Source organism: Rhodopirellula sp. J20-39 (assembly GCF_057365095.1).
Map to the genome: position 1 here is coordinate 6054224 of NZ_CP195123.1, position 14626 is coordinate 6068849.

Genomic DNA, 14626 nt, shown 5'->3' on the forward strand with positions numbered 1-14626 from the left:
CCAGCGGCAGTTTATTTCTGCAAGTAGATCGCTTCGCCGGTGAATCGAGCTTTCAACTCTTCGTCGGACCATGAGATCTTGCCAACCGCCGGGTCACCGATCAACCAACGCCCACCATCGGTGCGTCCCAAGATTGTGATTACGTGTCCGGAAACACGGTTGCCCAGGAAACGGTTGCTGATGGGCATCCCAACAAGATCGTCAAACTTCACCAACGCCACATTGGGAAGTTGGCCGTTGGCAACCCAGTCTTCGGGTCGTGAGTTAGCCACCTTTGCCTGCAACCCGTGTTCGCCAGCGAATGACTTCAGGCCTCGGTACAGCCCCAGTGGCGCTGTCCCTAGCGTGCTACTCAAACACGCACTCGAAAGGTCGCTTTCACTTGCCGCGATACCGTAATGTTTCAACAATGTGGCTGCCGCCGCAGGAGCGCAGCTCGATTCGTGCGATTGCATGCACACACCGTTTTTCCACTGCGAAGGTGATTCCAGCTCCAGCGGAAAGAACACAGGTCGAGCAATCGGAGTGGCAACAAATCCAATTGCCAACGCCCAGAACAACGTGACCACCATCGGACGCAGTCCTCGGCGCAAACTGCGGGTATGACCAGCTAAGCCACCGACAAAGCCCAACGCGATTGGCGTCAAATTGGACCAATAAAGGACGGAACTGGACTGAATGGTTTCAGCCCAAACCAAGCGACCAAAGAAGCTCCACCCCAGCATGAAAGAGAGCAAGATGGTTCCTAACAGCACAGCGTTTTCAAGCCGAGCCGATTCTAACCGATAGCGACACCCCGCCCGATAGGCCAAGAGAGTCAAGACTGTCATCACCAAAGCCGCCAAAGCAAGCTCGATATCGGTGTGAGAAAATCCTGCGGTCATCTCAACCTCCTACGGCCATCGAAGTAAGTCGATACCAAAACGAAATCGCCCGGCACCGGCTATGTGAAGTTCATGTTAATTATAGGTAACGGAAACATGAGCCCTCCAGTGACATTGCCTGAATCGTGGCAAAAACGAACCAATCTTCATATTTGAAGCTGCAGATCTCTCAATTTCTGGGCTCGCCTCGCCTACTTGACGTCCTCCTTCAAAACTCGCCCCAGCAACTCATTTTCTGAAACCGGCCCAAAGTGCCGGCTATCAATTGAAAACGGCACATTGTCACCAACGACAAAATATTGGCCTGGTCCAAGCTTCAGCGGCATATCGCGTTCGGGATCGTCCGGCAAAGCCAGATACTGCACATCCCGCTCCAATCGCAGCACATCAAGATTGCGAATTGGAAAATGGATTGATTTCGCCGCCAGATCTGCGTTTTGCCCCGATCGCCAACTCCGAACCAATCGAATGGCAATCGGACTACTCGGCGAAAGCTGACCATCAATCGCCGCTGGTAGATCATCCGGCTCCGAATCCGTCCTCGATAGCGGCTCCCGAAACCGGAAGCTGAACGGCGGACACTCGCCTTCATAGCTGATCCCCTCGCCCGGCTCTGCTGACAAGCCATCTGTGGATTCTGGCAAGCATTCCAGAGCCTGACCTACGACGCCACGCTCAGTCCACCACCGACACTCCAACCCCGTCTCGCTGATTGGTTCTGACCCCTTATTCGCCGACGCCCGCACGACTACCGATAAGCGGCCGGCCGGATTGAGCTTTCTGGTGAGCCCGAAGTTCCCGGGATAGTCGTCCATGACCGGCATCGATTTCCCCGCTCGATAGACCGAGACATGCTGGTAGATCAACCAACCACCCTCCGACGGCTTCCAACGGGATGTTTCCCCAACTTTCAATTGCCCACGGTGGAAATTGGAATCAACCAGAACTCTGGTCATGCCCGTGATTTCGGGGCTCTTTCCATCAACCAGCAACTGTCGCGATTGACCAATCGAAACGGTTTGCCCCGGTACCGCCAAAACTCGCTTGACGTGCATGCCACTTTCGACCGCACGGTCTTCACCCGAATCTTGGATCGCCTTGCGAACCATCACCAAATCGCCCACCCGATACCGAGAATTTTGCGACCGTGAATTTTGCACCTTTTCGGCGGTAGCTTTCACACGCACTAGATCCGGCGGTAGCTCCCGCGTGACCTTGCCTAACGCACGGCTTCCACAATGCCAGCAAACGAAATCGCCCCGGTTAACGGCGCGTTGCCAGATCGATCGATCCACGCGAGTTTCAATCTGACAACGATCGCATTGAATATGGACTGAAGCTCCCCAAAACGTGGGATTCATTGAAATCCCCGCCACTTGGTACAAGTCCGGCGTCTTCGAATGGGCCTGCTCAGGCAATACGGCCGGCCGGCATCCCGTGATCAGCAAAAGACCTACGAGCGCGACACAATCCCCCCATGGACTCGGCAAACGGCCGCACCCAAAGCCAAAGAATCGACGTTGCTGAGATTCAGGCGGGGTAAACACAGCAGGGCATTGAACGCAAAGAGACCAGTGAATCAGTTTTGTGATAATCACAAATTAGACTTGCGGCCGGCGCAGCAAAAAAGCTAACGACCAAGATGCAGCGTATGGATGCGCTGCGAATGCCCGATCGGACATCACCGCGGAACTGGAATCCTACCATGTCAAATCTTTTGATCGGCGATGAAGCTAACCATTCTTTAGCCATAGTTGTCGAATCCGTTGCTTCATCGCTGTTGCGAGAACAACCCGCCCCCATCTGCCTGGAAGTCGATATCGATCACGATATTCGATTGCCCGTGGACTCAGCGTCGTTCTGTCAGTTGATCGATAGTCTGCTGCGTCAGGCCGTCAACGAGATGTCCGACGGCGGCGAGTTGACAATCACCGCTTGTGAAACCCACACCGGCGTTGAGCTGGAAATCGCAGACACCGGATGCGACGTCGAGCAACGAGCCTGCAAATTCCCCATGATCGCCGCCGCTTTGGCTGCGGAACTTTCATGGCAAAACTGCCCCCAGGGCGGCGCAGCGGTGACAGCAAAGTTGCCTATTTACCAACAACAAGCTCGCCGTCGCGCAGCTTAAAGGGCAACCCAGTATGTTCAATCCGCTGGCAGCGACAACGATCGGTGCGCTCGAGCAAACGATCTCGTTCTCCGAACGACGACACGAGCTGTTGGCGGGCAACATCGCCAACATGAGCACCCCGGACTATCGCAGCCGGGATCTCGATGTGGGGGAATTCCAAGCCGCACTGGCTCATTCAATTCAAAACCCACAAAGCAACAACTCGGATTCGTCCACTTCGTTGCCGATCATGCCGGGTTACCCCGCTGAACTGCAACAACAATTTGGCATGCTCGGACACCCGGCCCTCTCCGGTGAATCCGGTGGCATCCAAGGAAACAAACCGCTCGGTCCAACCGAGTCCCATACACGTGACGACCGCTGGAGCGGCCCCCGAGCAGCCACCGAAGCGATCGTCTTCCACGACAACAGCGATGTTTCGCTCGAAGAACAAGTCAACCAGATCTCAAAGAACAAACACATCCACAATCTCGCGATCTCAACCCTTCGAAATCAATTCGAACTGTTGCGGGCCGCGATCACTGAACGTGCCTAACCGTGAAGGGGCCTAACCATGATGAGTTCGCTCGATATCAGCACCTCGGCGCTGGTCGCCCAAAGAACGCGTTTGAACGCGATCTCTGGAAACATCGCCAACATCTCATCTCTCGTCGACGAGAACGGCATGCCCAATCCCTACCAGGCACGCCAAGTCATCTTTCAAACTGACGAAACCCAAGGCAGCGGCGACGCTGCCGGCGTGAAAGTTTCCGAAGTCACGCTGGATGATTCCGAACCCCTTTATCGCTATCAACCCGAACACCCACTTGCCATCAAAGAAGGCGAGTGGGAAGGCTACGTGGCTTACCCCAACATTGATCTGACCACACAAATGGTCGACGCCCTTGAAACCACTCGTGCCTACGAGGCCAACATTGGTGTGATTGAAATCAGCAAAGACATGAGCCGGCAACGCCTCGCCATCTTGGCTTAACGAAGCGTTCTCCACCCCCGTGATTGCCCCGCAACATGTCATCGCCCATCCGACTTTCACCGATCGCGCCGCCGCCCATCCCGGCGTTTGCGCGAACCGGCAACGTCAGCTCGGATTCGCAGCGTTCCGGAACCTCGCCTGGCTTTTCACTGAACCTAGAAACCGCTGGGCAAACCAAGCCGACCAGTGAAAGCGGTGGCGGTCTGACCGGCTTGCTGGCCGACCAAGTTAAGGGTGTTCAGTCAATGCAGTCCGGTGCCGACGCCATGGTTCACACCATGCTGACGGGCGGCGACGTCAACGAAGCGGAAGTCTTGACCGCCGTGCAGAAAGCGGACTTGGCCTTCCGCATGCTGTTGCAAATTCGAAACAAGTTGATGGACGCGTACCGCGAAGTTCAACAGATCCAAATCTAGTTAGTCCCCCATGCTGCAAAACGCACTCGATCAATTCCGTAACATCTTCGCGTCCATGCCCGTCCCCTCGCGGGTCATCGCTGGATTGCTTGTCGTCGTTATTGTGCTGGCGCTCGGTTTCCTGGTCCGTGGCTCCTCCACCACCCAGGAAGAATATTTGCTGGGCGGCAAGATGCTGGATGAAAAAGACATCGATGCCGCCGAACTTGCTTTCGGTAGCGCCGGCCTATCCGGCTGGCAGCGTGAAGGCCGTCGACTGAAGATCCCCACCCTCCAACGCAGCGAGTACCTTGCCGCGCTCGAACAGTCATCGGCGCTACCGATGTCGCTGCGAACCCACGTTCAAGCTGCCATCGATTCGTCGACAGCGTTCGAATCTAGCGAGCAACGCGGCGCTCGGATCAAGCACGCCAAAGAACAGGACCTCAGCGACAACATCACCAAGTTCAGCGACGTTCGCTCCGCCACCGTCACCTACGACCAAGGTGAACGCCAAGGCCTCTCCCGCGGTCGCTCCCAATCGGCCAGTGTCGTCGTGCAGCCCGAGGGCCTCGAACCGCTGTCCCGAGCCCGCATTCAGATGATCAAAGAAATGATCCGGGCCTCCTTCGCGGGAATGAGCGTTGACGACGTGCAGGTCACCGACACGAACTCCTCAGCGATGCCCGGCAACTCGGATGACGACGATCCGATGTCCAAGAAGCGACGCGAAGAAGAATCCTATTACGAACAGAAAATTCGTGCTCAACTGGCTGGATACGGGCCCATCCAAGTCAAAACGTTCGCCGAGATTGACCCTACGATGGGTGTCGAAAAGGCGAGTTTAAAATACGCCGACCAACCCACCACGTTACAAGAGTCTTCACGCAAGTACGAAATCGAGTCGTCCCGCCCAATCCCTGGCGGCGTCCCTGGCGCCCAGCCCAACACGATCGCCAACCGCCCGGTCAAGATCGACCAAACCGCCCAAACCTCACGTACCAAAGAAGACGAGCGGTCGAGCAATCGGGTCGCTGGCCAAGAATACGAAACCACTCGCATTGCTGCCCTTCCCGTCAAACGAATTCGCGTTTCGATCGGGTTGCCTACTAGTTACTACCGACAGGTTTGGGCCCAAGAGTTTTTGCAATCCAACCCGGATAAAAAACCCGAAGACGCTCCTGGAATGGGAAACGCGGAATTGCAGTCGCTTCGCGAGCGAACGCAGCTTGCGATCAAGTCCGCTGTGACACCGCTCTTGCCATCCGTCTCCGCTGGCGAAGACCGTTTTCCACTAGTCGAAGTGTGGGATTTCCCGGACCTACCAGTACGCGAAATCGCCACGACCGGCACGGGCCAAATCGCCCTGGACTGGCTTTCCAGCTCGTGGCAGTCCATCGCGATGATCATGCTCGCCGCCTTGGCCTTGCTGGTAGCTCGCGGTGCGATGAAGTCCATTGGCGGCGATGCCGACCCAGCATCGTTCAGTGAAGGATTTGGACTGGAACTTCCATCGCCTCCTCCACCCCCAGTCGAAGCCGAGGGTTCGATTGAACAGATGGAAATCACGGGCGGTTCCCTCAAGCAAGAACTGATCGGATTGGTCGAAGGCAATCCGGAAGTTGCTGCAAACGTGATTCGCAGTTGGATTGGCGAAGCAGCCTAACACTGAAATTTGATTAGACTGTCCGCTGTTGACTCTCCAAGATGGAAGATGTCACCAGACCAGCGGATCGCTTAAGAGCAGATGCATTTTCAGCACCTTCGATACGGCCCGCGATGGCGAAACCAATTTCCAACCGAGATGGAAAACTCGTGCGATTGATCAAAGGTTGAGATTCAGTTGCCTCCAGTTTTGAAAGTCCCTTTCGCACATCGCCCGCGAGTCGTCCATGCCTTGCGACTCGCCATTCTTATCGCTTTGCTGTTGCTGCTGCCTTCACCGCATGGCCGATCGCTGGGCGAGCGACTGATTTTCGGCGGGTCACGATCGTCGGAGCTTGAATCAATCAAGCCGATCGAGCTTTCGGACGTAAAGCGAATCGATTCGCCATTATCTCGCGAAACAAATAGCGTCGCGGAAGCCGATGATGAAGGGCGTTTTGCTTTGCTCAATATCGACGCCCAACCCATTGGCTGGGCCGTACGAACGCTGCCACAGGCTCAAGATATTGCCGGCTACCGAGGCCCAACCGAAGCCCTCCTGCTGCTAGCCCCCGATCAAAAAGTCTTATCCGCTACCATTCTCAACAGCCACGACACCAGCGAGCACGTTGCGGAAGTTAACAAGTCGCTCGCCTTCTTTGAACAATTCAGTGGTCTGACGTGGGGCGGCAAATTCGCCGACGACACCACACCGCAAATTGACGGTGTGTCCGGCGCCACGCTCACCAGCCTAGCGATGGCTCGCGGCGTACTGAAACGTTTGGGAAACGAAACGCCTTCTCTCGTTTTTGACAAACCGCTGAACACTGAAGACGCGTTACCGTTCTTCCCGACAGCCGATCGCATCGCTGGTGATCCAATCGGCCTTGTCTTCGATGCCGACAACGAACCGTTGGGAACGCTTGTTCGAACCGGTGGGTTGATCGACGACGAGATCGGCTACCAAGGCCCAACCGAAATACTCCTCGCCTTCGATTCGAAGAGGCAATCCCTTAAGCCACGCCTACGCAGTTCTTTCGACAATGAACCTTACGTCGGGTACCTCCCGCAGGAATACTCATTCTGGCCCGTCTTCACCGGAAAATCAGTTCAGCAACTCGCTGCCTTGGACCTGGAAGCTGAACGTGTCGAAGGCGTATCGGGCGCCACGATGACCAGCATGGCAGTCGCGCACACCTTGGTGCGTACTTCGCAGAAGATCCAGTCTGCCGGCGGTCTAGAAAACTGGACTCGTCCGCCAGCCCCACCGACAACGGCAAGCCGAGTGGGTGCTGTCTTCGCACAAATCCGATGGTCAACATCCGACTTCATCTCGCTGGGACTGCTGATCATCCTTCCGTTGTTACTTCGCACGCATTGGATGCGTCACCGAGCAGTGCGAATCGGATGGCTCCTGACGATGATCACCGTACTGGGCTTGGGTACCGGCAATCTAATTTCGATGTCGTTGATCGCTGGTTGGATGACGTCAGGGACGAGTTGGTATCTCGCGATTGGACTGGTGGCAATTCTAGCCGTTGCCACCATCAGCCCGCCCACTCGAAGGGCGAACCCGTATTGCAATCACCTTTGTCCGCACGGCGCTGTCCAACAGCTCATTCGTCCAAGCAATCAATCGTCAAGAAAGTGGCGGTTGTCTTCGACGACGCAAAGATGGCTGAGTTACCTGCCCGCCTGCACGCTTGCCATTGCCTACGTCGTCCTCTTACTGCGTCCAACAGCAGACATTTCCGTTGCCGAGCCTTTTCACGCATATTTATGGAATATCACCTCTTGGTCGAGCATTGCTTTCGCATTAGCGACCATCGGGTTCGCAGCCTTCGTCCCTATGGGATATTGCCGCCTTGGCTGCCCGACGGGCCGCTTACTCGAACACATCCGGTTGAAGTCTAGCAGCAGTAGATGGACTCGCTTCGACTTAGTCGCCAGTGGATTGCTCGTCATTGCCGTTCTCGTGCGGACCTGGAACTAAAGCGACTGCCGCTGATCCTTCCTCAGGCAATTGAACACGCTGGAGCCTGGTCCAGCACTAAGCCGTGCGAGTTGCGTTTCAAGCAGAATCGAGAGACTCCAACCAGTCATCATCGCTTAACAATCGCCGCCGCTTTTCCGGCTCAAGCGTTGACACCCAATCGGGATCGACGCCAACCACCGTTCTTTCGGGTGCATCCTCTGGCAAACGCACTTGAGCGTTGGCCGCACGCAGAATGTCCAGGTGTTGCTGGCGGAACTTCGAATCAACCAACAGTCGCTCAAAGAGATTCGGCTGCCCCTGCTTTTCATCCTGCTGCATCGATTCCAGTTCACCGATCCAGTAATGATGCCTCTGCATCAAAGGGATCGGCGCTCGTTCGGAGGCGACCTGCAACAGCCCCCATCGGTCTAGTAGCAAGCCAACCCAGCGACTGCCAAGCAAGACGGTCAATGGAATCGATAGAGCCCAACCGAGAACCACAGGTGCAAACCAAACTAACCAATATGGTTGCCAGGCAAAACCAGCTGCTGCGATACCGAGACCGACTAGCGTAAGCGGCCACATTTGTTGTGCTGCCTCCGCCCAGGTCACACCTTTCTCATCACGTTGCTGGGCGTTCCAACTGACTTTATTCCCACGTAAATTCGACATCACGAAACGCGAGTGGTAGACCGCAATAATGGGAGCGAACAATACCGCAGCGAAAGTCTCCACGATCGCACTCAAAATGACCCGTAGTGTCCCGCCCAAGCCCTTACGCGTTTCAGCAACACTGACGGTCGATGCAATCGCCATCAATTTTGGAACGATCAACAGCGCCATCGAAACGACGAACAATCCCACCATGGTCGAGCTCATGTCCGGTACGTATCGCTCGCCCGCAGATTGCGTGTTGATTACCGCCGCGACAAGACAGACGGACAAGAAAGCAAGCCACAACGGCGCGGCCATGTAAGAAAGGATTCCACTTAAGAAATGCAAACGCGATACACGGTGGACGCCTTCTCCAACCAGTAAGTGCCAGTGCTGCAGATTCCCTTGGCACCAACGTTGATCACGTTTGGCGAAATCCAAAACGGTCGTAGGACACTCCTCGTAACTACCGCCCAAATCATTGGCGATACGGACTTTCCATCCCGCCTTCACCATCAATGCGGCTTCCACGAAATCGTGACTTAAGATCTCGCCACCCAGCGGTGCGGCGCCGGGCAAGACGGGTAGCTGGCAATGTCGCATGAAGGCGTTCACCCGAATGATGGCGTTGTGCCCCCAATAGTTGCCTTGGTCGCCAGCAAACCGATCAAAACCTTCGGCAAACATCGGTCCATATACCGCCGCCGCAAACTGCTGCAATCTAGCAAACAAGGACGTTCGCCCCACTGGGACCGGCGGAACCTGCAAGATGCCAAGGGACTCATCCACCGACATCCGACGAACCATTTCGGCCATCGTGGATCCTTCCATCAAACTGTCGGCGTCCAGGACAATCATGAACTCGTAAAGACCGCCCCAATTCTCGCAAAAGTCAGCAATATTGCCTGCCTTGCGAGCTAGGTTCTGAGTCCGGTGCCGATAGTAAACGTTGATTTCCGAGTCGGGCTGTTCTGGATCACCTATGGTGGCAACAAGCGTTCGCCGGGTCGCTGAATCGCTTGGGTCAAAATCAGCATCAGCCGGACCTTCGCCGATCTGTTTAACACTGACTTGGCTACCGACTGATGTCTCCGTGTTGAACCGCTCCGTTAGCCTAGACCAGCAACACTCTTCCTCCAGCCAAACCTCTGGATCAGTCGTGTCGCTGAGGACATAAAAGTCAAACTGACCAACAGTACCATCGTGAAGCAACAACTGCTCTCGCATCGACGCGATTGCGGCGAAAACTCGAGTGGGCGACTCATTGTAAACCGGCATCAGAACCGCAGTCCGTGCATCTTTCGATACATCCGATTGCGATACCGAATCATCGGCCCAAACACCCCGTCGGCGTTGCCGCAAGCCAAAGAAACCTTCGACCGACAACGCGAAAGAGAATGAAATCCATCCAAACAAGATCGCAAACAGCATCACGCTGAGCGCTTCGAATAGACGGATTTTAGAATCGCCAAGGACGACGGCAGCAAAAGCAAAGAGCCCCATCCCCCAAATCAGAAAGGTCAGACAAGCGACTCGCATTCGTGTTTTGCGAGTGGCTTGACTTGGATTCAAACGTACAGATTCGGACATGCTGGTCTCTGCGATGGGCGGTCGACGATTCGATCAAATGGACGATCGCGTTAGGCGTCTCGTCGTCCTGATTGACGCGTATCGCCAACTAGCAATGCACTAGGACGCTGCACCCACCGGCGCATCAGTTGGCCGGTCTCGACCATCGGCTCCATCCACCAGTTCCAACGTAAAACCGCCACCGGCCGAACCGGTTCAGCTCGATTCATCGACTGACGACAAATTGGCGGCACGCTCCGCTGAGGACAGGCGGCAGGCACGCTTGGGGATGCAGTTCGGTTTGCGTCTGTGAAGGAGCGCATGATCTTACTCGTATAGAAAAGGTGACTAGAGGTCAGAGAAGAGTCAGCCGACATCCCGTTTCGAAACTAGAAACAACAGGAAACTCGGCCGAACGCACTGTAGTACAAACCATGTGCCAAAAACTCATCGCGTTCGGCCCTGAAGATTGCTCGAAACGCCCAGCATCGTCACTTTCCCCTAGCCGTTTCGGTCAGACCACCCGTAAGGCGCATCGCCACCACTTTGTGGCTCTCAGAGGTGACTCGCCGCCCCCATTAGACCGATGAAGGCCAAACCTCATAAATTAACACCCAGCGGCTTAAACGCAGAAATATTGACGTATGCTTGAGAGAGCGCACCTGCCAAACTGCTCGTATTGATCGAAAACCGATCATTTTGAAACGCTGGACTGCAAGCGACCAAGCGAATGCCTAAAACGCAGGCACTCCGGCACTCCCCCCTTAAAAATACGCCCTGATTCAAAGTACCGAATCTGGTAAGATAGACACCAGAGGCATCGATCCCACCTTTAAATCGCCTCGTAGGAAACCAAGCCGCCATTGACTGCAATTGGTCTTAGTTTCCAACCGCAAGCGGATGCGGTCTATCGCCTGCTTACCTCCCACCTCCGTCCTGCCCACAACTATCGTCATGAAGCGAATTACTCGCCGATGCTTGATTGCCAGTTCGCTGGCATCGATTTTGCCTGCCACTCATCGAACGGCCAAAGGTATCGATTCGGAAACTTTGTTTTCCGCAATCCGTTCCCAGGCAGCCGCAGGTCCGCAACCATCGCAAGCCAACATGATGCCCGAGACACCCGATCTCTCACCCGAAAACGCCGAATTCGTCGGCGAGCTTCAGCGTCGTTGCTATCAATATTTCATTGACGCTGCCGATCCGGTAACAGGATTGGTCAGTGACCGCGGAGCACGTGACGGCAGTGCGTTCAGCGAACACGCTAGTTCGGCGTCCTGCGGTTTCGCATTAGCTTCTTATGCGATCGCGCCCCAAGCGGGTCTCGAAGACGAATCTGCCGCCCGCGAACGAGCACGTATTTTGCTACGTTCGCTCGCTGATTTGGCCCAACACCACAACGGATTCCTGTATCACTTCATCGGCCGACGTGACGGCGTTCGACGCATGAATTGTGAAGCATCCACGGTGGACACGGCTCTTATGTTGGCTGGCGTAATGTGCGTGGAAACGACGTTCGGCGACGACGCGGAAATCAAATCACTTTGCCAACGCTTAATGAATCGCACCATTTGGCGATCGATGCTTGGGTCTGGCAACCTGCTGCACATGGGCTGGACCCCCGAAGACGGACTGTTGCCATACCAATGGGACCGCTTCAGCGAACTGACCATCTTGGTTTTGATGGCGATCGGAGCCCCCAAACATGAGATCAGCCCCGATTGCTGGCAAGCCTGGCGACGAGACCAGATGCTGACTCTCCATGGTGAATCGTTTCTGAGCTATCCACCGCTGTTCGTGCACCAGTACCCAATGGCCTTTTTCGACTTCCGCAGTGTGCAAAGTCCTAGCGGGCGCAGTTACTGGAAAAACTCGATCACAGCCCACTTCGCGCAAATCGAGTTTCTATCACGTCTGGCGGAACGATACCCTACGCAGATGGGCCACTACGGCGATCAACTTTGGGGTATTACCAGTAGCGATTCCGCTTCGGGCTACCGCGATTGGGGCGGACCGTATCAAGACAATCGCTTTGAACCGGACCGTGGCATCGATGGGACCGTGGTCCCTAGCGCGGCTGCAGGCGGTCTTGCTGTTGTTCCCGACCAGTCGTTGGCAACATTGCGGTATCAGCGTGACCAATTCGGCGATTCGGTTTACGGAAAGTACGGATTCGCCAACGCTTTCAACCCGGCAACCAACTGGGTCAGCCAAGACGTGATCGGAATCGATACGGGAATCTCGCTATTGATGGCCGAAAACCTGCGTAGCGGCAACGTTTGGAAGGCGTTCATGGACCATCCCGTCGCACAAGCCGCGTTTGATCGCACGGGATTCTCTCTAGCTACCGCCTAGCCAACTCGGGCCGACCCTTTTCAGTTGGCCTGTCATTTTCCATTCGCGAGCGTTGGGCGTAGCACCAATTGGCACATAAATTGCCATCCGCAGCGACTAAGGCTGGTGATCCGCTGATCCCCAGTCGGCGCTGCATTCGTGCAAGCGGCCTAACGTCGCCACCCGTCCAATCGATAGCGGGCTTGGCAACATCGCTGGTTTCAGATCACGCTATCGCAATTGCCTGATCGCTCCTTTGTTGCAATCTGACCACCATGATCCGACTTGAAGCACATCCCCATTGCGTCTCGATGCAAAAGACTCGATTCAACCAAAACGTGTCGACCACCTTGTTCGCTACCTTGGCGATACTGATGTGGATTCCAGTATCGTTCGCCGACCAACCACGAACTGAATCACCATCGCCCGTTGCGGCGGACCAGGTTTCCAGCTTCACCGATTTGAAACTTTATGCCGAGTCGCTTGCCCATCAGTCTTATCAGCCCGAACCTCCGCTCTTGCCTGAGCTGGCGACACTGGATTATGAGCGATACCGAGAGATCCAGTTCAGGCATGAAGCCGCGATCTGGGACGACGGCAAACACCCGTTTTGGTTGGAGTTCTTTCATCGCGGATTTGTACAACAAGATCGCGTCGATGTTTACGTGATCGAGTCTGACGGCGATAACCAATCAACCACATCACAAGTTCAGTACACGCCGGCGCAATTTGAGTTCGGCGAAATCAATAGCGACTTGAAGGTCCCGGATGAGATTGGCTATGCAGGCTTGAAAGTCGCCGGCCGATTCACACCCGATGGCGATGCCCAAGAAATGCTAACCTTCATCGGTTCCAGCTACTTTCGGGCACGTACCGAGCAAACCGTTTATGGCACATCCGCTCGCGGTTTGGCGGTGAACATCGGCATGAACCAAGATGAAGAGTTCCCCGACTTCCGAGCGTTCTGGATCACCGAACCCAAGACCGATCAATCCCAGGTCACCGTACTCGCATTGTTAGACAGTCCAAGCCTGACGGGCGCTTACCAGTTCACCTTCGCCCCCGACCAAAGCGTATCCACTATCGACGTGGAAGCGACCTTGTACTTCCGTAAAGCAGTAGACAAACTGGCCTGCGCACCTCTGACCAGCATGTGGATTTGGGGCGACGGGCTTCAAGGCCCTCCCAAGGATGAACGGCCTTCGGTCCACGATTCCGACGGTTTGTTGGTACATGCCGACGACCGCTGGCAATGGCGATCTTTTGCACGACTATCGTACCCTTCGGTATCCAGCATTTCAGTTCAGTCGCTTAACGGCTTTGGATTGCTGCAACGTGACCGCGATTTCGAACACTTCTTAGATTCCAATGCTCGATACCATGATCGTCCCAGCGTTTGGATTGAACCGATTGATTCCTTTGGCTCCGGCCGCATCGAACTACTCGAAATCCCCGGTGCACACGAAGGTATCGACAACATTGGTGCTTACTTCGTGCCAGACCGGCAGCATGCGAAGCAAGAAGATTCTGGCGGCTCAACCAGCGAAGAATCGAGCGGAGAAACAGCATCTTCAAACCTTGATCCGATTGACCTGAAATATCGTGTTAGCTTCTTTGGCAAAGAATCCGATCTTGGCGAACGCTTGCAACCCGTGACTCCCAATGGGCAATTGCTGGCAACTTGCCGATCACTGGATATTCAGCGTCAAGAGACCAATGGCCCGATCGATCTTGAGGTTGTCTTCGGACTGGAAGCCCAAGACGAGACGGCAAGACAAACCACCGACTCCAATGAAAGCGACGATAAACCGATCCGAGCAGCAATTCGAACCGTTCGTGGCACCGTCAACAGCCAAGACACCAAAGCGATTCCGAATGGCTACTTGTGCAAGCTGTCGATCACCCCGACTGAAGACGCACCGATCGAATTGGAACTAACGCTTCAAGACAGCGACGGCCAATCGATCTCTGAAACATTCCGTTACCTTTGCCCACAACAGCAACCTACTTTCGTTTACCCAGCCGTCTACACTCGGCAAGAATAGTAACGAGACGATGGATGCG

The 14626-nt window shown here is 55.1% G+C and carries 12 protein-coding genes; 8 read left to right on the forward strand and 4 right to left on the reverse strand.

Going from position 1 to position 14626, the window contains the following annotated elements; all coding sequences use genetic code 11:
* Nucleotides 1–11: 11 nt before the first annotated feature.
* Nucleotides 12–884, reverse strand: coding sequence for a cysteine peptidase family C39 domain-containing protein (locus ACR3ZL_RS22090; protein ID WP_473650928.1), 873 nt, complete (start codon nt 882–884; stop codon nt 12–14).
* Between the two features lie 191 nt (nt 885–1075).
* On the reverse strand, nt 1076–2245 hold the full coding sequence (locus ACR3ZL_RS22095) for a S26 family signal peptidase (protein WP_473650927.1): 1170 nt from the start codon (nt 2243–2245) through the stop codon (nt 1076–1078).
* A gap of 344 nt (nt 2246–2589) precedes the next feature.
* Between ACR3ZL_RS22095 and ACR3ZL_RS22100 the strand changes: the two genes are divergently transcribed.
* The 6 genes from ACR3ZL_RS22100 to ACR3ZL_RS22125 all read left to right on the forward strand — a co-directional run bounded on the left by ACR3ZL_RS22100 (nt 2590) and on the right by ACR3ZL_RS22125 (nt 8023).
* Nucleotides 2590–3015 carry a nitrogen regulation protein NR(II) gene (locus tag ACR3ZL_RS22100; protein ID WP_473650926.1) on the forward strand — a complete coding sequence of 142 codons (426 nt, stop codon included), beginning with the start codon at nt 2590–2592 and terminating at the stop codon, nt 3013–3015.
* Nucleotides 3016–3028: 13 nt separating this feature from the next.
* Nucleotides 3029–3553 carry a flagellar basal body rod protein FlgB gene (locus ACR3ZL_RS22105; RefSeq protein ID WP_473650925.1) on the forward strand — a complete coding sequence of 175 codons (525 nt, stop codon included), beginning with the start codon at nt 3029–3031 and terminating at the stop codon, nt 3551–3553.
* Nucleotides 3554–3571: 18 nt separating this feature from the next.
* Nucleotides 3572–3991, forward strand: a complete 420-nt coding sequence (gene flgC / locus ACR3ZL_RS22110) for a flagellar basal body rod protein FlgC (protein ID WP_473650924.1) — start codon at nt 3572–3574, stop codon at nt 3989–3991.
* Between the two features lie 35 nt (nt 3992–4026).
* The gene (gene fliE, locus ACR3ZL_RS22115; protein ID WP_473650923.1) at nt 4027–4407 is read left to right on the forward strand and encodes a flagellar hook-basal body complex protein FliE; all 381 of its coding nucleotides are present in this window, start codon (nt 4027–4029) and stop codon (nt 4405–4407) included.
* A 10-nt stretch (nt 4408–4417) separates the two neighbouring features.
* On the forward strand, nt 4418–6052 hold the full coding sequence (locus ACR3ZL_RS22120; RefSeq protein WP_473650922.1) for a beta-cystathionase: 1635 nt from the start codon (nt 4418–4420) through the stop codon (nt 6050–6052).
* Nucleotides 6053–6241: 189 nt separating this feature from the next.
* Nucleotides 6242–8023: an FMN-binding protein gene (locus ACR3ZL_RS22125; RefSeq protein WP_486172970.1), complete on the forward strand. Its 1782-nt coding sequence runs from the start codon at nt 6242–6244 to the stop codon at nt 8021–8023.
* A gap of 78 nt (nt 8024–8101) precedes the next feature.
* Here the strand turns inward: ACR3ZL_RS22125 and mdoH are convergent, their stop codons facing one another.
* Together mdoH and ACR3ZL_RS22135 are read right to left on the reverse strand one after the other, a co-directional pair.
* Nucleotides 8102–10249 (reverse strand): glucans biosynthesis glucosyltransferase MdoH, encoded by a 2148-nt coding sequence (mdoH, locus tag ACR3ZL_RS22130; RefSeq protein ID WP_473650920.1) that lies wholly within the window; start codon nt 10247–10249, stop codon nt 8102–8104.
* A gap of 50 nt (nt 10250–10299) precedes the next feature.
* Nucleotides 10300–10551, reverse strand: coding sequence for a hypothetical protein (locus ACR3ZL_RS22135; RefSeq protein ID WP_473650919.1), 252 nt, complete (start codon nt 10549–10551; stop codon nt 10300–10302).
* Between the two features lie 631 nt (nt 10552–11182).
* Here ACR3ZL_RS22135 and ACR3ZL_RS22140 point away from each other — a divergent pair.
* A complete protein-coding gene (locus ACR3ZL_RS22140; RefSeq protein WP_473650918.1) occupies nt 11183–12583 on the forward strand; it encodes a glucoamylase family protein in 1401 nt (466 codons plus the stop codon).
* A gap of 290 nt (nt 12584–12873) precedes the next feature.
* Nucleotides 12874–14607, forward strand: coding sequence for a glucan biosynthesis protein (locus tag ACR3ZL_RS22145; RefSeq protein WP_486172971.1), 1734 nt, complete (start codon nt 12874–12876; stop codon nt 14605–14607).
* Nucleotides 14608–14626 lie beyond the last annotated feature (19 nt).

Bases quoted from the DNA above. Each gene is read 5' to 3' on its own strand.
- ACR3ZL_RS22145 (WP_486172971.1), top strand. From the start codon at position 12,874: ATGCAAAAGACTCGATTCAACCAAAACGTGTCGACCACCTTGTTCGCT.
- ACR3ZL_RS22135 (WP_473650919.1), bottom strand. From the start codon at position 10,551: ATGCGCTCCTTCACAGACGCAAACCGAACTGCATCCCCAAGCGTGCCT.
- ACR3ZL_RS22105 (WP_473650925.1), top strand. From the start codon at position 3,029: ATGTTCAATCCGCTGGCAGCGACAACGATCGGTGCGCTCGAGCAAACG.
- mdoH (WP_473650920.1), bottom strand. From the start codon at position 10,249: ATGTCCGAATCTGTACGTTTGAATCCAAGTCAAGCCACTCGCAAAACA.
- flgC (WP_473650924.1), top strand. From the start codon at position 3,572: ATGATGAGTTCGCTCGATATCAGCACCTCGGCGCTGGTCGCCCAAAGA.
- ACR3ZL_RS22120 (WP_473650922.1), top strand. From the start codon at position 4,418: ATGCTGCAAAACGCACTCGATCAATTCCGTAACATCTTCGCGTCCATG.
- ACR3ZL_RS22100 (WP_473650926.1), top strand. From the start codon at position 2,590: ATGTCAAATCTTTTGATCGGCGATGAAGCTAACCATTCTTTAGCCATA.
- ACR3ZL_RS22090 (WP_473650928.1), bottom strand. From the start codon at position 884: ATGACCGCAGGATTTTCTCACACCGATATCGAGCTTGCTTTGGCGGCT.
- ACR3ZL_RS22095 (WP_473650927.1), bottom strand. From the start codon at position 2,245: ATGAATCCCACGTTTTGGGGAGCTTCAGTCCATATTCAATGCGATCGT.
- fliE (WP_473650923.1), top strand. From the start codon at position 4,027: ATGTCATCGCCCATCCGACTTTCACCGATCGCGCCGCCGCCCATCCCG.
- ACR3ZL_RS22140 (WP_473650918.1), top strand. From the start codon at position 11,183: ATGAAGCGAATTACTCGCCGATGCTTGATTGCCAGTTCGCTGGCATCG.